The organism is Hwangdonia lutea, from assembly GCF_032814565.1.
Classification (GTDB): Bacteria; Bacteroidota; Bacteroidia; order Flavobacteriales; family Flavobacteriaceae; genus Hwangdonia; species Hwangdonia lutea.
The window spans coordinates 1,117,552-1,140,462 of record NZ_CP136521.1 but is presented as its reverse complement, the minus strand read 5'-3'; the positions used below and the strand labels follow the sequence as shown (position 1 = coordinate 1,140,462).

Sequence of the window (22,911 nt, the reverse complement as noted above, 5' to 3'; positions counted from 1 at the left end):
AATTGTTATCCTATTTATTTAGTGACTTCCTCTGAAGTAGCAAACTCTTCCATTCGGGTTATTAAATTGTTTTCAACGGTATAAATCTGAACCCATTTTTGTTTCAGTTCCCTGCCCGATCGTTTCACTTTTTGATGCTCGCGACCAAGCACAACAACCATGTTTCCTTCAACGATATATTGCTGAGGCTCAAAATTGATGATTTCAGTTCGATCCATTATATTGGTAAAAAAGGTTCTTACACCTTCTTTTTTTTCAAAAGTTCCCGCGGGAATAATTTGTGTGCCGTGATAAATCCATACGGTGTCCTCGGAAACCGTTGCTACAAATTTATCGGCATCACCACTGCTAAATGCGGCGAACATGTTTTCTACTATTGTTTTTGCTTGATTTTTCATATTAAACTAAATATACTTAGTGAGCGCCTATGGAAATCTTAATGAAGCATTTTCCACAGGCATATTTATTTATAGAAACTAAAAGTCAGCTATTAATCCCCCAAAACAAGTATTAATTAGTTCGCTGTTTTTAGGAGTGTTAAGTTATTTGGTAGGTCTCGGTGCCCACTTGTTATACGGCGTCATATCAAAGCGGTTAACTTCATCCATGGTTAAACCGAGTGCTTTTGCAACACCTTCTCCATATTCCGGATCGGCTTTAAAACAGTTTCTTATATGTCGGATTTGAATAAATTTTTCGGCACCACCCACTTGAGCCGCCGTATTTTTAAATAGTAAATCTTCTTTTCCATCCGCTTTAATTATTCGGAACAAATCTCCAGGCTGTGTGTAATAATCTTCATCATCATCCCTAAAATTGTGTGCGTATGCTGTTCCGTCCAATTCCAAAGGTGGTTCTTTGGCGTCTGGTTGTTCTTGCCATTCGCCATAACTGTTGGGTTCGTAATGTAAAGTACCGCCATGGTTTCCGTCTACCCGCATCGTCCCATCTCTGTGATTGGAATGGTATGGGCACGTTGGCTTGTTTACAGGAATTTGATAGTGATTTACCCCCAATCTGTAACGTTGTGCATCGCCATAGGAAAACAATCTGCCTTGAAGCATTTTGTCGGGTGAAAATCCAATTCCGGGAACAATATTCGTTGGGTTAAAGGCAGCTTGCTCAACATCCTGAAAGTAGTTTTCGGGGTTTCTGTTCAGCTCAAATTCACCAACAGGAATCAACGGAAAGTCTTTTTTATACCAAACCTTGGTTAAATCGAAAGGATGGAAGCGATAGGTTTTTGCCTGTTCTTCGGTCATAACCTGAACAAACATTTTCCATTTCGGGAAATCCTTGTTTTCAATAGCATCAAAAAGGTCTCGTTGTGAAGATTCCCTATCCATTCCTACAACTTTAGCAGCTTCTTCATCCGATAGGTTTTCAATTCCCTGTTGACTTACAAAATGAAACTTTACCCAATGCCGTACATTGTCTTTATTGATAAAACTAAAGGTATGGCTTCCAAAACCGTGCATATGTCTGTAGCCTTTCGGAATACCACGATCGCTCATGGTTATGGTCACTTGATGTAGAGATTCTGGAAGCAGTGTCCAGAAATCCCAATTATTATTGGCGCTTCTCAAATTGGTTTTTGGGTCTCTTTTTACAGCGCGATTTAGGTCTGGGAACTTCAAGGGGTCTCGAAAGAAAAATATTGGAGTGTTGTTTCCTACCAAATCCCAAATGCCTTCTTCGGTATAAAACTTTAGAGCAAAACCTCTAATATCCCTTTCGGCATCGGCGGCACCTCTTTCTCCGGCAACGGTAGAAAACCGACAAAACATCTCGGTTTCTTTGCCAATTTCATTAAAAATATCGGCCTTCGTGTATTTCGAAATATCGTGTGTAACCTTAAACGTGCCAAAAGCACCCGAGCCTTTGGCGTGCATTCTTCTTTCCGGAATAACCTCACGGTCAAAGTTTGCCATTTTTTCAAGAAACCAAGCGTCTTGCATTAACATGGGGCCGCGTGGTCCTGCGGTTTGTGCGTTTTGATTATCTCCAACTGGAGCTCCAGTTTGCCTTGTGAGTTTTGGTTTCTTTTCGTCCATTGTGTTGTGATTTTAAAAAAATTAATATGGCGAATGAAGTTACAATATTTTCTTCACATATTGAAACACTTAAATAGGTTTTTAACTACAACGAAACCCTTAATTAAGTAAAAGTATTTATGCTTTATAAAACTGATATTCATATTTTTACAAAAAACGAGAACCTCATTTACTTTTGTTGTTATGTCGAACATTGTGATTTAGAAGAAGATATCTTCTCACAAAACGTTCATTTTTTTAAAGACGATGTTTTTAATCGAGCCTTGAGGCGCGTCAGTTTAAAAACTTAGAATATTTCATTACCTTAGCAGTAAGCTCACCTTAACCATAACAATCTCTATTAATATGGTCTGTTTGTGAAACACAATTAATCAAATAATTTTTTGAAAAAATAGATATCTAAAAAACTTAAGAATATGAAAATTAACAAAGATTCTTTTAAAAGCACGCTATCGACACAAGGTAATAAATTGAACATCATTAGTTTAGAAAAATTAGCTGAGGCATATCCGCGTATAAGAAAATTGCCCTTTTCTATTCGTATTTTGTTAGAAAATGCTTTGAGGAATTACGATGGCTTTTTGATAAACGATGCACATATTGAAAACCTGATACAATGGAATCCAAAGGGAAGTGATGCATCGGTACCTTTTAAACCCGCACGCGTATTGATGCAGGATTTTACAGGGGTACCCGCCGTGGTCGATATTGCTGCCATTCGTTCGGAGGCTATCCGAAAAGGAAAAGATGGCTCTAAAATCAACCCTAAAGTACCCGTGGATTTGGTAATCGATCACTCTGTGCAAGTTGACTTTTTTGGAACTGATTATGCGTACCGAAAAAATGTGGAGTACGAATATAAGCGTAATAGCGAACGCTATGAGTTGTTAAAATGGGCTCAAAATGCATTTGATGATTTTACGGTTGTGCCCCCCGGAATGGGCATTTGCCATCAAGTTAACCTCGAATATCTGGCAAAGGGTGTTGTTGAGCGAGACGGTTGGGCGTATCCCGATACTTTGGTGGGTACCGATTCGCATACGCCAATGGTAAACGGTATCGGCGTTGTTGGTTGGGGTGCCGGAGGCATTGAGGCCGAAGCTGCCTTACTCGGTCAGCCTATTTATTTTTCCACACCAAAAGTTATCGGGCTGCAATTAAAAGGGAAACTTCCCGAAGGGATTACAGCCACCGATATGGTGCTTGAGATTACAAACCGACTGCGCAAATACGGCGTAGTGGGAGACTTTGTTGAGGTTTTTGGTGATGGTTTAGATTATTTGTCCGTACCAGACCGTGCCACCATTGCTAATATGTCGCCTGAATTTGGTTGTACCATTACGTATTTTCCAATCGACGACCAAACGTTAAGATATATGGTAAAAACCAACCGTGATCAAGCACAGGTTGATTTGGTAGAACATTATTGTAAAAACAATCTTTTATGGCGAACGGGTGATGAGAAAATGGAATACTCCGATGTGGTTATGGTAGATTTATCAGCTTTAGAACCCTCGGTTGCCGGACCAAAACGTCCGCAAGATAAAATCAGGGTTAAAGATTTAAAAGAGCAATTCGGAAGTCTGTTAAAAGACATACACGGTCGGGAATATGTGCCCTTGGAAGAACGTGAAACTTGGTATGGCGAGGGTGGTTCGGGAACCCGTTTCAACCAGCGGTTAAAAGATAGAAAGATGGCCGAAGATGTTGAGATAAAGGTTAAAAACAAAAATGGCGATGCTCTACATTCCGTAAGAATCAGTCAAGAGAACCAGGAATATGCCATTAGCGATGGCTCCATTGTTATGGCGGCTATTACCTCTTGTACAAACACCTCGAACCCTTCGGTTATGTTGGGCGCAGGCTTAGTTGCAAAAAAAGCGATTGAAAAAGGGATAGACGTAAAGCCATGGGTAAAAACCTCGTTGGCTCCCGGCTCAAAGGTCGTAACCAATTATTTAAAACGCTCAGGGCTTTTACAGCATTTAGAAGCATTAAAGTTTCATGTGGTTGGTTATGGCTGTACAACGTGTATAGGAAATTCTGGACCTTTGGCGCCTCATATAGAAAGGGCTATTGACGATTACGATTTGGTGGCCGCTTCGGTGTTAAGCGGTAATAGAAATTTTGAGGCAAGGATTCACCCAAAGATTCAGATGAATTTCTTAACGTCGCCCATGTTGGTAGTGGCCTATGCCATTGCTGGTCGGGTGGACATTAATTTAATGGAAGATCCGCTGGCTCAGGATGCCAACGGACGCGATGTTTTTTTAAAGGATATTTGGCCAACCCAAGAGGAAATTCAAGATGCGATTGAAAGTGCCACCACCAAAGAAGATTACGCCAAAGAATACAGTGTGATTTTCGATGGGGAAGAACAGTGGCAAAACTTACCCGCACCAACGGGATTGGATTATGAGTGGAAAGACGATTCTACTTATATCAAAGAAATACCATTCTTTAAAGATATTAGTGTCACCCCAGAACCTTTGCGAAACATTCAAAATGCAAGAGTGCTTATGAATTTAGGAGATTCCGTGACTACAGACCACATTTCGCCGGCAGGTTCCTTTTCCGAAGACAGCGCCGCAGGTCAATACTTAAAATCCAAAGGCATCGAGCGTTCAATGTTCAACTCGTACGGTTCCCGCAGAGGTAACCACGAGGTGATGATGCGCGGTACCTTTGCCAATGTGTATATTAAAAATAAAATTGCCACAAAACAAGGCGGGTATACCACGTACTTTCCTGAAAATAAAGAATTAAATGTTTATGATGCCGCCATAAAGTATATGGAGAACGATACGCCTTTGATTGTGTTGGCAGGTAGCGAATACGGTTCGGGTTCATCACGAGACTGGGCTGCTAAGGGTGCCAGTTTGTTGGGGGTAAAAGCGGTTATTGCCAGTTCTTACGAGCGTATCCACCGTTCCAATTTAGTAGGTATGGGTGTGTTGCCCTTAAAATTTAAACAAGGTGAAGATGCCGATAAATTGGGATTGAACGGACACGAACATATTACCATTTCAGGGATAGAAGAGGGTTTAAAACCGGGCAAGGAACTTAGGGTAACCGCTACAAAGGAAGATGGTTCTGAAATTACGTTTAACGCGATAACACGTTTGGATTCAGCCATCGAAATTGAGTATTTAAAACACGGTGGTATTTTACAATATGTGTTAAGGCAGTTTTTAGAAGAATAATTTAATCATAACAAATAAAATAACATGCGAAGTTCTATGAATAAAGGCGTTATTTCCACATCCGATAGACAGATTACCTTGTACTTTAACTCCAAATCCCGAATAGGAAAACAGGCCATGGCATACGCTAAAACACACGGGCTTGCTATTGAGGAAGTCGATATTTTAAAAACGCCGCTTACGGGTACTCAAATTACCGAATTGGCAGATCGTTTAGGTGTTAAAATTAACGAGATGGTAAATCAAGAACATTACAAATACAGAAAAAAATTTACCGCTAAATGTTTCTCTTCCGAAGATTGGATAACCATGATACAAAACCATCCCGAAATCATGAAACAGCCCATTGCGTTGCGAGGCGATAAAACTATTTTGGTTGAAACCCCAACGGATATTATTCGGATATAAACCATTAGGTTTTTGATTAAAATCCTCATGGTAACATCTTAATAAAAGGATGTAAACCGAAACTCTTTTTAAATATGAACATCGGAATTTGAACTAAATAAATTACTGACCATAAACCCTTATGATTGAAATAGAAACGAATTTCCTTGAACTTATCAAAAACAATGATTGGAAAGTAGCGAAACACACCTTGAATGAGTTGGATGCTAACGCGGTAGTTCGAGTGTTGCAAGATGTGCCAAAACGCGAAAAGATAATTCTTTTTAGGCTGCTTCAAAGAGAGCAAACCAAGAAAGTCTTCAAACTTTTGTCGCTTTCCGATCAAAAGGAAATTGTTGAAGCTTTAGGCAGTAAGCCCCAAAAAGTAGCCAATCTTCTTAACGATATTGAGCCTGATGACCGAACAACATTTTTTAAGGAATTGCCAGAGCACGTGGCTCAACCCTTAATTAAATTGTTGTCGCCAGAAGAACGAAAGGTTGCTAATTTACTGTTAAGCTATCCCAAAGACAGTGTGGCTCGATTGATGACCCCGGAATTCGTCGCCTTAAAACCCGATTTTTCGGTGGAGACTTCCTTTGATTACATCCGGCAAAACGGACGCAATTCGGAAACTTTAAATGTGATTTATATTGTAGACCACGAAGGTAAAATGATTGATGATATCCGGATAGGAGCCTTACTTCTGGCTTCTCCTAAACAGCTCGTAGAAGAACTCATGGATTATCGTTTTGTAGCTTTAAATGCCATGGACGACCAAGAAACCGCCGTAAAACTTTTTAAGACCTATGATAGGGTGGCATTACCTGTGGTTGACGAGCAAGGGGTGTTGCTCGGCATTGTAACCTTCGATGATATTATGGATGTTGATGAGCAAGAGTCTACTGAAGATTTCCATAAATTCGGATCGATTCAAAGCGCCATTGCCGACCCTATAAAAGCGAGGGTTTACGACTTGTACAAAAACCGGGTGGTTTGGCTGTTCATTTTGGTTTTTATGAATGTTTTTTCGGGCGCGGCCATGTCTAATTTTGAAGACGTTATTCAATTGTATGTGCCTCTGGTTTTCTTTTTACCTCTTTTAATAGATAGCGGTGGAAATGCGGGCTCCCAATCGGCAACCCTCATGATTCGTTATTTGGCCGTTGGCGGTGTAAAACTGAATGATTGGCATAAACTAGTTGGTAAAGAGTTTATTGTATCTTTTTTTCTGGGGATTACAATGGCGTTTGGAGTAGCGGCAGTAGCCAGTTTTAGAGCCCCGGACATCGTTATTGTCGTTGGGCTCTCCATGATTTTTACGGTAATGATTGGAAGTTTAATTGGGCTGCTCTTGCCATTTGTCTTTACTAGGTTAAAATTAGATCCAGCAACGGCCAGTGCGCCTTTGGTAACCTCTTTGTCCGATATTTGTGGCGTAATCATTTATTTTTCCATTGCGTCTTGGTTTTTCGGTTTTTGAAATATGTGAATGGGATTCAATTATCAAAATAGTTCAACCTGTTTTCAGTTAAAAAAATAGAATAACAGCTCTTTTGATAGCGGAAATAAAGATAATTAAGAATATTTATATGCTTTTTATATTTGAGATTTCCGTATTTTGGAACTCAAAACAACCAACACAAATCAATAAAACATACGGATGAATTTAACAATTGAAAACATTCTGCTAGTTGGCTCAATCTTACTTTTTATTAGCATTATTGTTGGGAAGAGCTCATATAAATTTGGAGTTCCCACATTGTTAATCTTTTTAACTGTAGGGATGTTGGCGGGTTCCGATGGTATAGGCGGTATCTTTTTTAACGACCCTAAAATTGCGCAACTTATAGGAATTGTTTCATTGAATTTTATTTTGTTTTCCGGAGGGCTCAATACAAATTGGGGCAACATAAAACCTGTGCTTAAAGAGGGCATTGCTTTGTCTACTTTAGGTGTTTTGCTCACAGCGTTATCGCTTGGCACCTTTGTTTGGCTGGTTACAGATTTTACCATTTACGAAAGTATGCTGTTGGGGTCCATTGTTTCATCAACCGATGCGGCTGCCGTATTTTCAATTTTACGCTCTAAAAACCTTGCACTGAGAACCAATTTACGACCAACCTTGGAGCTGGAAAGTGGAAGTAACGACCCCATGGCTTATGTGCTTACCATTATGTTTTTAACCTTGGTAGTCAATCAGGATCAAAGTATTGTGTCTATTATTCCCATGTTTTTCCAACAGATGATTGTAGGTGCTTTTGCGGGTTTCGCCTTTGGAAAACTAAGTAAAATAATCATCAATAAAATTAATCTGGATTTTGAAGGGCTTTATCCCGTATTGGTTATTGCTTTGATGTTTATTACGTTTTCGGCAACCGATTTTGTTGGCGGCAACGGCTTTCTTGCCATTTACATTTGTGCGGTTTTTCTGGGCAATCAAGATTTAATACACAAAAAAACCATTTTAAGAATGTACGATGGTTTGGCGTGGCTTGTGGAAATTGTGCTGTTCCTTACTTTAGGGCTTTTGGTTTTTCCGAAGAAAATCGTGCCATATATAGGAGTTGGATTACTGATATCTTTATTTTTAATAGTCATTGCCCGCCCTTTAGGTGTTTTAATAAGTTTAGTCTTTTTTAAGATGAAATTCAGACGACGACTGTATATTTCCTGGGTAGGATTGCGTGGTGCGGTACCCATCGTGTTTGCAACATATCCGCTTTTGGCTGGCGTTGAAAAAGCCGATATAATTTTTAGCATCGTTTTCTTTATCTCTGTTACATCCATTTTAATACAGGGCACAACGCTTACGGTTTTTGCAAAATGGCTGAATGTGGGTATGCCGGAAGAGACCAAAAAGAAAACCGAAATAGACGAGCTATTGTCAAATCTTCCTAAATCTTCTTTGGAAGAATTTGAGATTTTACCCAATCTTTTTTCAGAAAATAAAAGAATTGTCGATTTGAATTTTCCGAAATCAGCGTTTATTGTCATGATTAAACGCGGTAAAGAATATATTCGACCCAGCGGTGCTACCGAAATTAAAGCAAACGATATTTTAATGGTTCTGGCCGATAGTGAGGAAGATTACACAAAAGTAAAGGACTGTTTGTACAGACGCGACACAACTACAAATCCTGAAGATTAAAAAAATCGAGCCACACATCGCCTTGTTTTAAACCATTTTGACGGCATAAATAAAATATTTAATTTAACAGCACAATAAACGCAGCTTTATATGAATTGGATTTTAATTGGCGAAACCGTATATATACTGTTAGTCGTTTTTGTCATTTTTAGGGTGCTGCGCGATACCCGAAGCAGTACCAAAGCATTGGCTTACATCTTGTTTATTGTATTTGTACCGTTTTTTGGTATGATTTTTTATTTTTCCGTTGGAATTAATTACAGAAAACGAAAGCTGTATTCGAAAAAAATAGTGGAAGACGAGCCACTTCGGCAACGCATCAGAAGCCGCATGAATGCCTACTCTAAAGCCGTTGGTAATGCAGGCTTAACGGCTCTTAAAAGTGAAACCCTAATCGAGTTTACTCGCCGCTCGAGCAGCAGTCCGCTAACAGCAAACAACGAGGTAAAACTCTTGATAAATGGTGAGGAAAAATTCCCTGAACTGTTAAAGGCTATTGAAAACGCCACCCATCACATTCATTTTGAATATTATATTTATGAAAATGACATTACCGGAAACCAGGTTGCAGACCTGCTTATTAAAAAAGCAAAACAAGGCGTTGAGGTGCGTTTTATGTACGACGATTTTGGAAGCCATGGCTTAGGAGAACCATTCATTAAAAAACTGCAGGACGCTGGTGTGCAAACCGCACCTTTCTACGAAATAAGATGGTATGCTTTTGCCAACCGACTTAATTACAGAAACCATCGAAAAATTGTGGTTATAGACGGTATGATTGGTTTTGTTGGCGGCATTAATATGAGCGATAAATACCGAAACGACTTAAAGGCAGAAAACCACCTATATTGGCGCGATACGCATTTATTGATAAAGGGACAGGCCACAGCCTATTTGCAATACTTGTTTATGGGCGATTGGAATTTTTGCAGCACGACACCTTTTGAGTATTCCGAAACCTATTTTATAGACAGCACAAAACAAGATGTTTATACACCCGAAGTGGTGCAAATTGCAGCCTCGGGTCCGGATAGTAAACAACCCGTAATTTTCTATTCCCTTTTGGAAGCCATCAGTTCAGCCAAAAAAAGCATATACATTACAAGTCCTTATTTTATTCCAGACGAAAGTTTGATGGATGTTTTAATTATTGCCATTCTCGGCGGATTGGATGTTAAAATTTTAATTCCAGGAGTTTCAGATTCCAAAATGGTTAATGCGGCGGCAAGTGCTTATTATACGGAGTTGCTTCAGGTTGGTGCAAAAATTTATAAGTATAACAAAGGATTTGTGCACGCCAAAACTATGGTTATTGATGATGATTTGGCAATAATCGGTTCCGCCAATATGGACTACCGGAGTTTTGATTTGAATTTTGAAGTTAATGCCATGGTTTATAGCAAAAACATTGCAGCACAACTTACAGAGGCTTTTGAAAATGACTTAAAAGTGTCTACATTAATTGATGCGGAAGCATGGTTAAACAGACCAAAGTATATTCATTTATGGGAACGATTGGTACGATTAACATCGCCATTTTTATAACTATTAATAGTGCCTATCAAAATTTGAATAACGCTCAAAGACGGTTTATAAAGCAATGGCTAGGAGACTTTTTTATATATTTATGAATGCGATTCATTTTATAAACGATCTTTTTTATACAGAAACCCATTGCCAGAACCTTTAAAAAATAATACATGCCCATAGAAAACATACCCGAAATTTATTTTGAAGATTCAAAAGTAAATCCAGACGTGTTTGTTTACGATTTTAAAATGAACAACAATGTTGTGAAAAGCAAAGTCAATTTAAGTATGCACATGTTCAGTTTTTTACAGGTAGGAAAAAAACAGGTGCATTTTGCAGATACCGCTGTGGCCGTAAACAAAAATCAGTCTTTACTTCTTAAAAAAGGAAATTGGTTATGGACAGAATTATTAGATACCGATGCCATTTATTATTGCAAACTGTTGTTTTTTTCAGAAACTAAACTTTCAGAGTTTTATAACAAACATGTAAATAATTTAAAACCAAGTAAAAATGAGGTTGGTTATTTTGTGATTGAAAACGATAGCTATATCATGTCTTATCTAAATTCATTGGCAACAATAAACGAAGCACCGGCCATCTTTAAATACAATTTGCTTTCGGTAAAATTTGAAGAACTGATGCTGTATCTTATTAATAAATACGGATCTAAATTTGAATTATTTCTACAGTCTTTAATCTCAAAACAAATATCGCCGTTTAAAAAGGTTATTGAAAACAACGTGTATTCCAATTTAAAGTTAGAGGAAATTGCGTTTTTATGTCATATGAGTTTATCCACTTTTAAACGTCATTTTATCAACGAGTATAAAACGTCTCCCGGAAAATGGTTGCAGGACAAACGGCTTTTAAAAGCTAAAGAAATTTTGAAAGAAGGCCAATTAAAAGCTTCGGATATTTATTTAGATTTTGGCTACAATAACCTTTCTAATTTTAGTATTGCTTTTAAGAATAAATTCGGATTCAATCCGAGTGAGATACCGTCGTAATTTACGTCAACCTTTTTCCGAAAATTGATTCATTTTAAAAAGTAGTTTTTTTTCCTTACCTTCTGGAGCCGCTGTTTTTTTAGTTAAAACAAGTGTGTTAACCTTTTAAAACCAGAATATTATGTGCAAAAATCATGGCGTCTCTTATATGGGACCAGGAAAAGTAGAAGTATTGGAAATAGACTATCCAAAACTAGCATTAGGAGACCGTAAATGTGAACACGGTGTTATATTAAAGATTGTTGCCACTAATATTTGTGGTTCAGATCAACATATGGTAAGAGGAAGAACAACTGCCGAAAAAGGATTGGTGCTTGGGCACGAAATTACTGGCGAGGTGATAGAGTTAGGGCGAGATGTTGAGTTTATTAAAAAAGGAGATATGGTTTCGGTACCCTTTAATATTGCCTGTGGTCGCTGTAGAAATTGTAAAACAGGATTAACAGGGATTTGCTTAAATGTAAATGATGCTCGTCCGGGAGCCGCTTATGGGTATGTGGATATGGGCGGATGGGTTGGAGGCCAATCGGAATATGTCATGGTGCCCTATGCCGATTTTAACTTGTTAAAATTTCCAGATAAGGATCAAGCCATGGAAAAAATATTGGACTTAACCATGTTATCCGATATTCTGCCAACAGGATTTCATGGCGCAGTTACAGCAGGTGTCACAGTAGGTTCGGTTGTATACATTGCTGGTGCAGGACCAGTTGGATTAGCTGCAGCTGCAAGTTGCCATTTACTAGGCGCAGCGGTTGTAATAGTTGGTGACCTTAATGAAGAGCGTCTTGCTCATGCGAGAACTTTTGGTTGTGAAACCATTAATTTGACCAATAATATTCCTGTTGAAGAACAAATTGCCATGATCGTAGGCATCCCAGAAGTTGATTGTTTTGTTGATTGCGTAGGTTTTGAGGCGAGCGGTCATGGTTCTAGTGCAGGTAAAGAACAGCCTGCCATAGTGTTAAACCAAGCCATGGCGATTACAAGAGCTGGTGGTCAAATAGGAATTCCCGGGCTGTATGTTACAGAAGATCCAGGAGCTGTAGATGACGCTGCAAAGCAAGGAAGCTTGAAAATTAGGTTTGGATTAGGTTGGGCAAAGTCCCATTCTTTCCATACAGGGCAAACACCAGTAATGAAATATCACAAGCAATTAATGAATGCCATATTATTTGATAAAATTGATATTGCAAAAGCCGTAAATGTTGAAGTTATTAGTCTGAATGAAGCACCCAAAGGCTATGCAGCGTTCGATTCTGGCGTCGCCAAAAAGTTTGTTATTGACCCTCACGGTATGATTGCATAATCATATTGACCTTTTTTCATAAGTTTTTGAACTGATTTGGTAACTCGATACCGAAATTCTCAACTTATATTTGCATCAGAATAATAACAATACTAAAACAATACATTATGAACATTACATTAGAACAAGCAGAAAAAGCAATTTCAGCAGCAAAACAAAAATCGACGGAAATTGACACTAAAATGAATATTGCCGTTGTAGATGCAGGTGCAAATTTAGTAGCATTCGGAAGAATGGATGGTGCATGGTTAGGCTCATTGGATATTTCAATTAAGAAGGCCAAAACAGCACGTTTCTTTGATATGAATACTGGAATTATTGGCGAATTATCACAACCAGGTGGTTCTTTATATAACATAGAACATTCAAATAACGGATTAATAACTTTCCCAGGAGGTATTCCAATTAAAAACGCTTCAGGTGACGTCATTGGTGCCATTGGAGTAAGTGGAAGTTCAGTTGAAAACGATCATACCGTTGCAGAAGCTGGAGCAACAGCTATCTAAAACATACTAATTAACATAGAAAGAGGATAATTAGTATTAATTATCCTCTTTTTTTTTGATTATAAATTGAAAAACAGCCTATCGGAAAAGTAGTCATTAACCAGTAAAAATTATGAAAGCAGTACAACATATAGCCTATAAAGAAATTTCAGAAAGCATTAAATTTTCTGATATTGAAAAGCCAAGCATCAACAAGAATGAAGTCTTAATTGAAGCTTATGCCGCCAGTGTAAATCCACTAGACATAAAAGTGCTTACCGGTAAATTAAAAATGCGCAAAAACTATACTTTACCGGCAAAAATGGGATACGATGTAAGTGGTAAAATTATTGAAAAAGGCGAAAATGTTACCAATTTCAACATTGGAGATGAGGTCTATGCCTATGTCGATAAGCAAGGTGCTTTTGCAGAGTATGTTTCCGTAAAGCAAAACATTGTAAGCTTAAAACCAAAAAACACAACCTTTGAGGAAGCGGCAAGTTTACCATTGGTTAGCCTAACCGCAACACAAGCATTGCGACGTGGCAAGCTAAAAGCTGGCGATAAAATTTTAATCCATGCAGGCTCAGGCGGTGTGGGGTCGGTAGCAATCCAAATGGCAAAAACAACAGGCGCTTATGTGTATACAACCACAAGTACCGATAACGTACAATGGGTTAAAGCATTGGGCGCAGACCGTGTAATCGATTATAAAACCGAAGACTATAAAACCATTGTAAAAGATGCTGATATGGTTTTGGACACGCTAGGGAACAAGTATACCGAAGATGCTTTTAAAGTGATAAAAAAAGGCGGAAAAGTAATAACCCTTGTGGGTCCGGTTGATAAAGAAACGGCCAACAGAATGAAATTGAACTTTTTTGCCAGAACTTATTTAGCATGGAAAAGAAGGAAGGTAACAAAGCGTATTTCTGAAAAAGCAGCGTACTACAGTCTTGTACTTTTACGTCCCAATTCGAGACAGCTTAATGAAATTACCAAACAGGTAGAATCTGAAAAAATCAAAACCAATATCGAAAAAGAATACCCTTTAAAAGATGCAATAAACGCTGTGCTTCATGTGGCAAATGGGCGCACCAAAGGGAAGGTTGTTATTAAAATAAAGTAAACCAATTGCTTGGTTTTTGCCAATGCAGAAATTAAGAAAGAATTTTCATTTGGCGCATCCCAGATTTCGTTTGTTTTTACAGTTAATAATTACATCGCTTTTAAAACATTCAGAGGTATTAGAACTACTAAACAGAAGTAATTAAATACGAATATGGCAGAAAATAACAATATTATAGAAAAGGCTAGATTAGAAAATTTTAGCGATGGTGTAATTGCCATTTTAATAACCATTTTGGTTATGGTATTTGAAATTCCGGAAGATTTTTTGAATAGGAATTATTCAGTTTTTGAACTCATAGAATATTTAATTCCTCAACTCATTCCGTATGCCGTCAGTTTTTTGGTTATAGCAGCGCACTTAATCAATCATCACCTTCTTTTTAGTAAAATGAAAGCCGTAAACGCCACCTTTATATGGCTCAATTTATTGTTTTTGTTTTCATTGTCGCTTATTGTTTATCCAACAGCGTTACTTGGGCAAAATCATAATCAAGAAGCTGCAACTATGCTGTTAATTGGGGCCTATTTTTTTAAAGCGGTAACGTTTAGATGGCTCCATCATTTCGCGATATTTAAAAGTGGCTTGTACATAACAAAAAGCTCAAAAAAAGAATTGAGAAAAGAAGACATTTTAAGCTGGTTAAAAGGACCGCTTTTAGAAGTCATTGCTTTTTTCTTAATTTTTATTGATTTCAGATTGGCACTGGGACTCATATTTGTGGTTACATTAACAGATATTATTCCGCCAAAAAAACTGTAATCGTAAATAAAATTAAGCAAAAAAGAAATAAAACAAAGTTGATATTAAAATTTAATAAACCATGAGTAGAGGATTTGTAAAAGAAGACGATCAAGAGGAGATCCCATTGGTACCTCCAAGAGCCGATTTACCCGAAGGTGTTATCAATTACGTAACACAAGTGGGTATGCAAGCCCTTTTGAATGAAAAAAAGGAGCTTCTTAATGATATTGAACAACTGGAAACCAACAATGAAAACGAAAGACGAATTGCAACAAATCATATCAATGCGAAATTGCAATTACTGAATCAGAGAATTTCCACAGCTAAAATAATCGACTTAGAAACACAACCACAAAACGAAGTTCGATTTGGTGCAACCATAACACTTAAAATTGATGCTGTAAAAGAGGTTCAAAAATACCAAATTGTTGGCGTTGATGAGGCCGATATTTCAAAAGGAAAAATTTCCTTTGTATCGCCAATAGCCAGAATCTTAACACATAAAAAAGTTGGCGACAAAGCCATTTTAAAACTGGTAAACGGAGAACGGGTTTTTGAAATTTTGGACATCGCCTATAACTAAAATTATCCATGTGGTAAAAGCACATTGAAGGTCTCTTTTTTTTTAATTAAAATGTGGGTTATAAATAGCCTGAAAACGCTATAATACCAAAACTTCTTACGGTTTGTTTTTCGGTTAATACTGACATTTGTCATCTTTATTTTGAAAATAAAATCTTATATTTGAGTTTAATCAAAAAAACATAAAATAAATGAAAAATTTAGTAGGAATAGAAAGAGAGAAAGCAGAGAAATTAGTAGTTGAACTGAATATTTTATTAGCAGATTACGAAATTTTTTATCAAAATTTAAGAGGATTCCATTGGAATATTAAAGGAAAAGAGTTCTTTGAATTGCACGACAAATTTGAAGAGCTATATAATGATGCTTTTGTGAAAATTGACGAAATAGCAGAGCGTATTTTAACCCTCGAAGGCGAACCTTTACACACCTATACCGACTATCTTAAAACGGCTAGAATACCGGAAGCAAAAAGCATCAGAGATGGGAAAAAATGTGTGGAAATTACGGTTAAAAACTTTTCAACTTTAATCACGCAAGAACGTCTCATTCTGTCGCTTGCCGCCGATGCCGATGATGAAGGTACCGTAAGTTTAATGAGTGACTACATTACGGAAACCGAAAAAACACTTTGGATGCTTAATTCCTATTTAAAATAGTAGTCATAAAAAACATAAAAATCTTAGCATCGATTATCGGGTTGTTATTTAAAAAACCAAATTGTTAAACACTTAAATTGAAGTATCATGAAATTACTTAAAAGCATTTTAGTTGCCATTGACTTTACGGAGTCTTCTGATTATGTTTTAAAAAACGCCATTAGTTTCGCCAAAACATTTAAATCTAAAATCACGCTTGTCCATATTTTGCCAGATGATATTAACAACGAAAAAGTGAGCCTTCTGGTTAAAACAGCTGCAACTTCAAAGTTAAAGGAGATAAACGCCAGCATTAACAATGAAGGTCTTGAAACGGGGGAATTTGTTTTAGAATACGGAGATTACAGCGACAAAGTAGTTAGTGCGGCCGACAATATAAATGCTAATTTATTATTCATTGGGTCGGGTAACAAACTCAAAGAAGAGGCTTTTCAGTTGGGTAGTACAGCCGAAAAAATTATAAGAAAGAGCAACCAGCCCGTTTTTGTTGTAAAAAATGGAGAAACACTAAATATAAAAAATATCATTTGTCCGGTAGATTTTTCTAAAGAATCTACTCAGGCATTAAACAGTGCCATTATCATATCCCGAATGGTAGACGCGAAGTTGGTTATTCTAAGTGTATATCCATACTTTAAGTACAAATTCACAAAGCTCGATGCTGCCAAAATGAACGAGGCCAGACATGTGGAGCACACCAAGGAGTTCGAGGCCTATTTAAAAGGGTTTAATTTAATAGATTTAAACTACGAAACCCAAGTTATGGGAGGCGATCCCGCAGCAAAAATTCTTAAGTCCATTAAGAAAAACGAATCCGATTTGCTAATTATGGGCACCACAGGAAAGTCTGGTATCAGTAAGATCTTAATGGGCAGTGTTACCGAAAAGGTAGTCCGGGAAGTACCGTGTTCGTTTATTACTTTAAAAGATGAAGACGTTGTTGTTTTGGAGTTGGAATCTAAAATTAAGGATATTGAAAACCACTATAATTTGGCCCAGAAACTTTTTAAAAACAGCTTTTTTGAAGAGTCTATTCAGCAGTATAATATTTGCTTGGATATTAACTTTATGCACATTCCGTCCTTAAAGGGCATTGCCGAGGTTTATGAAAAGATCGGAGATATGGATAATGCTAAAAAATACAATGAAATGGCAGAGCATGTTATGGAACGCATTGAAAACATGAGAATTGAAGAAGAGGTGCGTAAACAAATAAAGCGCTAAAATACAGTTGCAAATTTTAAATAGAGGCGGTTTGAAAAGGCTAATTTTATGTCATTTTGAACTTGTCGAAATATTTTGACTTATTAACAATCAAGATAGGTTTCGACAAGCTCAACCTGACAAATTAAATTCAATAGACTTTTCAATCCGCCTCTTTGTTTTTATTAAACCGAGAGATTTGTTTCATTGTAATCCACTCCAATTTCAAATCTTTTTTAACCCATTATCTGCCTTTGGTTTTAGGGTTAAGTAATTAATCCTAAATTCTCTTTAATTAAAAATTTATTGAATAAATTGTATGTTTGTTAACAACCATAATTTGGCAATTTGTGTAAATGATTACATAAATTAGCAAATCTTTATGGTTTTAGCCCAATGGATTACTGTGATATTGGGAAGGGTGCCTACTGTAATTTAATCTTTAAATTCATGATTGTGTTGAATTGTATAGAGCTTTCCTTAATCGCATTGAAAACATATTAAATATGATGGAATTTCTAGAAACCTATAAACAAACTATTATTAACGGGGTAATCGTCATTGCTATTATTATAGTTTTGCGCATATTAACTAATAAACTGCACAATTGGCTTTCTAAAGAAAAGCAGCGGAAATTTCCTGGAGAACCCTCAAAATCTTTAAATGTATTAAAACGCATTCTCAATACACTATGGGTTGTTTTGGGGTTAATTGCTTTAACTTTTCTTGTTGTAGATGAAACCCAACAAAGCATGTTGGCCAACGAATTTAAAACCGTACTCTATATTGGGGTAGTTTTGGCACTTACCGTAATTGCGGCGTCAATGTCTAATACGTGGTTTAAATACGACATCAAAAGAAAGATAGAAAACGAACAGGACCCAACCAGTTTTCAGTTTTTACGATACGTCGTTCTTGTTGCTATTTATTTTGTTGGCATACTTCTGTGTCTTTTGGCCTTTCCGTCGCTTAAAGGGGTGGCTCAAACGGCTTTAGGGGGCGCTGGCGTTATGGCGCTTATTGCGGGACTTGCAGCGCAAGAGGCCTTGGCTAATATTATAGGCGGTTTGTTTATTATTACTTTTAAGCCGTTTAAAGTAGGCAATCTTATAAAAGTAACAGACACGATGGTGGGTCGGGTTGTAGACATCACACTGCGGCATACGGTAATTCGTAATTTTGAAAATAAAATGATAGTTATTCCAAACGCTATAATCAATAAGGAAAAATTGATCAATTACGATATGGGCGAACTAAAATGCTGCGAACGGATTGAAATTGGAATATCCTATGATAGTGATGTTGATTTGGCCAAAAAAATCATGCAGGAAGAATGTGAAAATCACCCATTAATCTTAGATAATCGGACAGAACAGGATATAGCGAATGGGAAACCCATAGTGCGAACAGCGTTAATAAAACTAGATGCATCATCGGTGATTATAAGGGCTTGGACATGGGAACGAAGTTATAGCGATAGTTTTCAACTTAAAGTTGATGTTTTGGAAAGCATTAAAAAACGGTTTGATAAAGAAGGGATTGAAATCCCGTTCCCTTACAGAACTATTGTCATGAAAAACAATAAAGATTAATTAAGGTAAATTCTTTGATTTAAAGTAGATTTTAAAGTTCGTTGTCATAAGATTTTTTAATTAACTCAGCTTTACAATTTATCTCAAGTGTTTTGTAAATGTTTTTGATGTGACTTCTAACCGTATCGAGCGAAACAAACAGATCATCAGCAATCATTTTATAGCTTTTTCCCGCTACAATACCGGCAACAATTTCAGTTTGCCTTGGTGTTAAGATTGATTTTTTATTCCGTTTTGGGGTATAGGTGTTTACAATTTTTCGAGCTATGGAAGGCGACATATACGAGCCTCCATCGAAAACCACCTCAATAGCTTCCTGTATTTTTTTTAATGGTGTTTTTTTAGATAAATAAGAACAGGCTCCAGCACATAAGGCCTTGAAAATGCTGTCGGTATCCTCAAACGTGGTGAGCATAATAATGTCTGTATTTGGGCATTCATTTAGTATTAGAGGAATCCCCTCAATCCCAGACATTCCCAAAAGATTAATATCTAAAAGTAAAATATCCGGTGTTTTTTTTAAGGGCTTTAAATCTTTAAGAAAGTCTTCAACGGAAGCCGATATAAGCAAACATTCCATATGGGGTAAGCCCTCAAAAAAATCGCTGAGACTTTCCTGTACTATGGCATCATCCTCAATAATGGCTATGTTTATGTGTTTCATGCCGTTGCTACTCATTGGGGGATTTAAAAATAAATATTTATCAGTTATAAAGTTAGGTTTTTAAAACCATAATGCAATCACATTATGATGTGGTTCTTTTTTGTGTTAAAAATGAAAAACGGCAAGAGGTTTTACAAATTAAACGGTAAATTGAGAATAACACCAAAACCATTATCAGTTTTAAATATTAAATCCGATTTTATATCCTTTGCTCGCAGCTGCATATTAGATAGTCCCAATCCGGTAGATTTATAACACGCTTTTTTGCTTCCGTTGTCTTTAATGCTAAATTCGCAAATTTTATAGTGATTTGTAATGGTTATGGTTACATGCGTCGCATCGGAATGACGCAAAATATTTGTGATGGCTTCCTTATAAATTAAAAATATATTTTGTTTTACTTGAGCCCTCAATTTTCGATTTGGATATTTTACCGATGTGCTTTCTATGGTGAACGAAATCCCTTTAGGCAACAACAATTCTTCTGCCAATTCTTGCATGCGTTCTATTAAATCGTTTGTTGTTTCACGTCTGCTATCAATGCTCCAAACCAAGTCTCGCATTTGTGAAATGGCCTTTCTGCTAATGCCTGCAATTTTTTGTAGTTTCGATTTATCGGCTTTACTTGCATCCATTTCCATGAGTTCGGTTTGCATGGCCAAACCAGAAAGTAATGAGCCAACATCGTCGTGCAAATCTCGTGATATTTTGGTGCGAAGCCGCTCCATAGCTAAGGCTTGCTGTAAACGGTATCTGAAAATTGCATACATCATACCGATAATTAACAATAATACGAGCGCTATAAACCACCACTTTTTATAAAAAATCTGCTTAACCGTAATAGGGATGGATAAAATGGATGCGCTCTCGTTTCCTCTAGAATCTTTACCCTTAATTTTTAATTGATAATCGCCAGCGGGCAATAAGTTATAGCGGATGGATGATGCATTACCTTGATAAAACCAACGGTCGTCAAAACCTTCCAACTTGGTGCTGTAAGTGTTTTTTTGATTTTGAAAATAACTGGGCATGGTCCAACTGATTTCAAAATACTGGTCGTAAGGTGATGCCGTAAAAGATTTAAGTTCTTTTTGGGCATAATCTGTAGTAAAACTCTTTTTTGTTTTGCTGTTATAACCAGAAATTTTCAATAGTTGTAAATCTGGTGGCCTTACAGATTCCTGTAATGCTTCGGCATTAAAAACATTAATACCGTTCATGCCGCCAAAATAAAATAAGCCTTGGTTGTCTTTAAAAAATGAAGCATAATTAAACTCATTGTGAGACAAGCCATCCTCTGTATAAAAATTTTGGAATTCCTTGGTGGGTTTATTAAATAAGGTCAGTCCGTTGTAGGTGCTAATCCAAAGTTTATTATTACCATCTTGTAAAATACCCACGACATTATCGTTTGGCAAACCGTCGGTTTTTGTATAATTGAGTATTGTTTTTCCATCTGCGGAAATATGACTGAGCCCACCGCCATAAGTTCCCAGCCACAAGCTTCCGTCGGTGTCTTCTTTAATACATAAAATATGATGCTTGTCCAACTTGGGTGTTGTGTTTGTGTTAAAAGCTTTTAGAATGTTTCCGTTGAGGTCTATTTTTAGTACACCATCGTTTTTTGTGCCCACCCAAACACTATTTGCATCTTTACTTTCCTCAAAAAACTGAAGGTCTGCAATATTGGTTTGCTCTGTAATATTTTTAAAAATCAATTGACTTTCTAGGGTTTCTGGATTAAATAGCGTGAGCAAATCCAGAGTGTAGCCAAACAATAAACGACCATCTTTTAATTTTAGTAGTGCGTTTGGTCCGTAAATTTTATTGTTATGGCTGAATTGATCATAGATTTTAGTCCGTCCCGTTTGTAAATCAATTTCACAAATACCTTTACCAATGGCATAAGCATGTGTTTTTTTGTTGTTTGTAACTAAAAAACTCGCATCGTACATGAGCGACAGCGGTTTTCCGGATTTGGTTTTTAGTGGCAGAGAATCGATTTGTCCGGTTTTGCTTTTATACCACAGTTGATGTTTGCTTTCGCAAAGTGAAAATATGCGTCCGTCGGCATCTTCAAAAATGCCGCGCATGGCATTGCCCCAACCTTCTTTTTCTGATTTAAAAAGATTTGAAAACAACTGTTTTTGGGTTCTAATTTTAAACAAACCGTTATCCGTAGCCACCCAAAGCAAACTGTTATGGTCGATAAAAAGATTGTTGATTGTGCTGTAGTCCAACTTCGATTTAAGTAAAGCGGTGTAATCACTAAAATTTCCATCGGTATCCATACGATACAAGGTTTTATAACCTGCAAACCAGATGTTTTGGTCTTGATCTTCGATAGCGTATCTAATAATATCGTTTTTATCGAAAATTCGTTTTGATGTTTTGGTTGCGGTATCGTAAATATTGATGCCGCCTTCAGACGAAGGAAAATAATAAAATGTGTTGCTGCTGTTGAAGAATAAAGGAGTATAATGAATGGTGTCGCCATTCCAATCATAAGTATCTAAAATATACGATTCCAAAAGGTCGCCATCAACTGTAAATTTGTACGTGCCACTTGTTGTTGTCCACCATATAAACCCATTGGCATCCGTGGCTATTTTGATAAAACCACGCTTGTACCTATTTAAAGCAACCATAACTTTAAAGCGGCCATCTACCAATTTTTGGAGGTATTGTTTGGCAGTGCCTTTTTCAACATTCCAATAATCATCGGTAACTACCCAAATTGAATCGTCGGGGGCTTTAAAAATGTCCAGCACCATACCTTTTAAATTGTGGCTTTTATCAAATGAAAAAATAGAATCGGTTTGTAATTCCAGCTTAAATAATTCATCGTTGGCTAAAAACCATAAAGAATGGTCGGGCTTGTTATAAAGCATATTAGACTTTATAAAATCTTCTTCAATAAAAAAGGGATTTTTCGGATTGCTGGTATATGCCTTAAAATTATGGCCGTCGTACCGGTTAAGCCCTAAGTTGGTCCCAATCCACATGAGGCCTTTATCGTCCTGTACTATGGTGGAAACATCACGAAACAACAAACCATCTTCGGTAGTTAATACATCTATTTGCGATGGGTTTTGCGCGTAAATACCCAAGCTTAACAAAAGGAAAGTCAATGGCAGAACAAATGCACGGAGTCTTTTTATGAATTTCAATGGGTTGGTTGTGTTGATAATAGCTTAGTATCAAATATA

The 22,911-nt window shown here is 37.0% G+C and carries 18 protein-coding genes; 14 read left to right on the top strand and 4 right to left on the bottom strand.

The annotated features are described in order from the left end of the window. Positions 1-14 precede the first annotated feature (14 nt). Positions 15-398: a nuclear transport factor 2 family protein gene (locus RNZ46_RS04880; protein WP_316984258.1), complete on the bottom strand. Its 384-nt coding sequence runs from the start codon at positions 396-398 to the stop codon at positions 15-17. Positions 399-542: 144 nt separating this feature from the next. Beyond that, positions 543-2,054, bottom strand: a complete 1,512-nt coding sequence (locus RNZ46_RS04875) for a catalase (protein WP_316984257.1) — start codon at positions 2,052-2,054, stop codon at positions 543-545. A 416-nt stretch (positions 2,055-2,470) separates the two neighbouring features. Between RNZ46_RS04875 and acnA the strand changes: the two genes are divergently transcribed. The 14 genes from acnA to RNZ46_RS04805 all read left to right on the top strand — a co-directional run bounded on the left by acnA (position 2,471) and on the right by RNZ46_RS04805 (position 19,038). Then, a complete protein-coding gene (gene acnA, locus RNZ46_RS04870) occupies positions 2,471-5,257 on the top strand; it encodes an aconitate hydratase AcnA (RefSeq protein ID WP_316984256.1) in 2,787 nt (928 codons plus the stop codon). A gap of 36 nt (positions 5,258-5,293) precedes the next feature. After that, positions 5,294-5,665 (top strand): arsenate reductase family protein, encoded by a 372-nt coding sequence (locus RNZ46_RS04865; protein WP_316984255.1) that lies wholly within the window; start codon positions 5,294-5,296, stop codon positions 5,663-5,665. Positions 5,666-5,786: 121 nt separating this feature from the next. Then, positions 5,787-7,127, top strand: coding sequence for a magnesium transporter (mgtE, locus tag RNZ46_RS04860; RefSeq protein WP_316984254.1), 1,341 nt, complete (start codon positions 5,787-5,789; stop codon positions 7,125-7,127). 180 nt (positions 7,128-7,307) lie between these two features. Then, complete coding sequence (locus RNZ46_RS04855; protein ID WP_316984253.1) at positions 7,308-8,795, top strand: potassium/proton antiporter; 1,488 nt, start codon at positions 7,308-7,310, stop codon at positions 8,793-8,795. A 90-nt stretch (positions 8,796-8,885) separates the two neighbouring features. Continuing rightward, complete coding sequence (gene cls / locus RNZ46_RS04850; protein ID WP_316984252.1) at positions 8,886-10,340, top strand: cardiolipin synthase; 1,455 nt, start codon at positions 8,886-8,888, stop codon at positions 10,338-10,340. A 155-nt stretch (positions 10,341-10,495) separates the two neighbouring features. Continuing rightward, positions 10,496-11,335: a helix-turn-helix domain-containing protein gene (locus RNZ46_RS04845; protein ID WP_316984251.1), complete on the top strand. Its 840-nt coding sequence runs from the start codon at positions 10,496-10,498 to the stop codon at positions 11,333-11,335. 121 nt (positions 11,336-11,456) lie between these two features. Continuing rightward, complete coding sequence (fdhA, locus tag RNZ46_RS04840) at positions 11,457-12,644, top strand: formaldehyde dehydrogenase, glutathione-independent (RefSeq protein ID WP_316984250.1); 1,188 nt, start codon at positions 11,457-11,459, stop codon at positions 12,642-12,644. 107 nt (positions 12,645-12,751) lie between these two features. Further along, positions 12,752-13,150: a GlcG/HbpS family heme-binding protein gene (locus RNZ46_RS04835; protein WP_316984249.1), complete on the top strand. Its 399-nt coding sequence runs from the start codon at positions 12,752-12,754 to the stop codon at positions 13,148-13,150. A 112-nt stretch (positions 13,151-13,262) separates the two neighbouring features. Beyond that, the gene (locus tag RNZ46_RS04830; protein WP_316984248.1) at positions 13,263-14,258 is read left to right on the top strand and encodes an NADP-dependent oxidoreductase; all 996 of its coding nucleotides are present in this window, start codon (positions 13,263-13,265) and stop codon (positions 14,256-14,258) included. Between the two features lie 153 nt (positions 14,259-14,411). Next, on the top strand, positions 14,412-15,020 hold the full coding sequence (locus tag RNZ46_RS04825) for a TMEM175 family protein (protein ID WP_316984247.1): 609 nt from the start codon (positions 14,412-14,414) through the stop codon (positions 15,018-15,020). Positions 15,021-15,081: 61 nt separating this feature from the next. After that, positions 15,082-15,585 (top strand): GreA/GreB family elongation factor, encoded by a 504-nt coding sequence (locus RNZ46_RS04820; protein ID WP_316984246.1) that lies wholly within the window; start codon positions 15,082-15,084, stop codon positions 15,583-15,585. A gap of 190 nt (positions 15,586-15,775) precedes the next feature. Continuing rightward, a complete protein-coding gene (locus tag RNZ46_RS04815; RefSeq protein WP_316984245.1) occupies positions 15,776-16,243 on the top strand; it encodes a Dps family protein in 468 nt (155 codons plus the stop codon). Positions 16,244-16,330: 87 nt separating this feature from the next. Further along, the gene (locus RNZ46_RS04810; RefSeq protein WP_316984244.1) at positions 16,331-17,467 is read left to right on the top strand and encodes a universal stress protein; all 1,137 of its coding nucleotides are present in this window, start codon (positions 16,331-16,333) and stop codon (positions 17,465-17,467) included. A 485-nt stretch (positions 17,468-17,952) separates the two neighbouring features. Further along, a complete protein-coding gene (locus tag RNZ46_RS04805) occupies positions 17,953-19,038 on the top strand; it encodes a mechanosensitive ion channel family protein (RefSeq protein WP_316984243.1) in 1,086 nt (361 codons plus the stop codon). Between the two features lie 31 nt (positions 19,039-19,069). Here the strand turns inward: RNZ46_RS04805 and RNZ46_RS04800 are convergent, their stop codons facing one another. Both RNZ46_RS04800 and RNZ46_RS04795 read right to left on the bottom strand, forming a co-directional pair. Next, positions 19,070-19,717, bottom strand: coding sequence for a response regulator (locus RNZ46_RS04800; RefSeq protein ID WP_316984242.1), 648 nt, complete (start codon positions 19,715-19,717; stop codon positions 19,070-19,072). A gap of 116 nt (positions 19,718-19,833) precedes the next feature. Further along, positions 19,834-22,872 (bottom strand): two-component regulator propeller domain-containing protein, encoded by a 3,039-nt coding sequence (locus RNZ46_RS04795; protein WP_316984241.1) that lies wholly within the window; start codon positions 22,870-22,872, stop codon positions 19,834-19,836. Positions 22,873-22,911 lie beyond the last annotated feature (39 nt).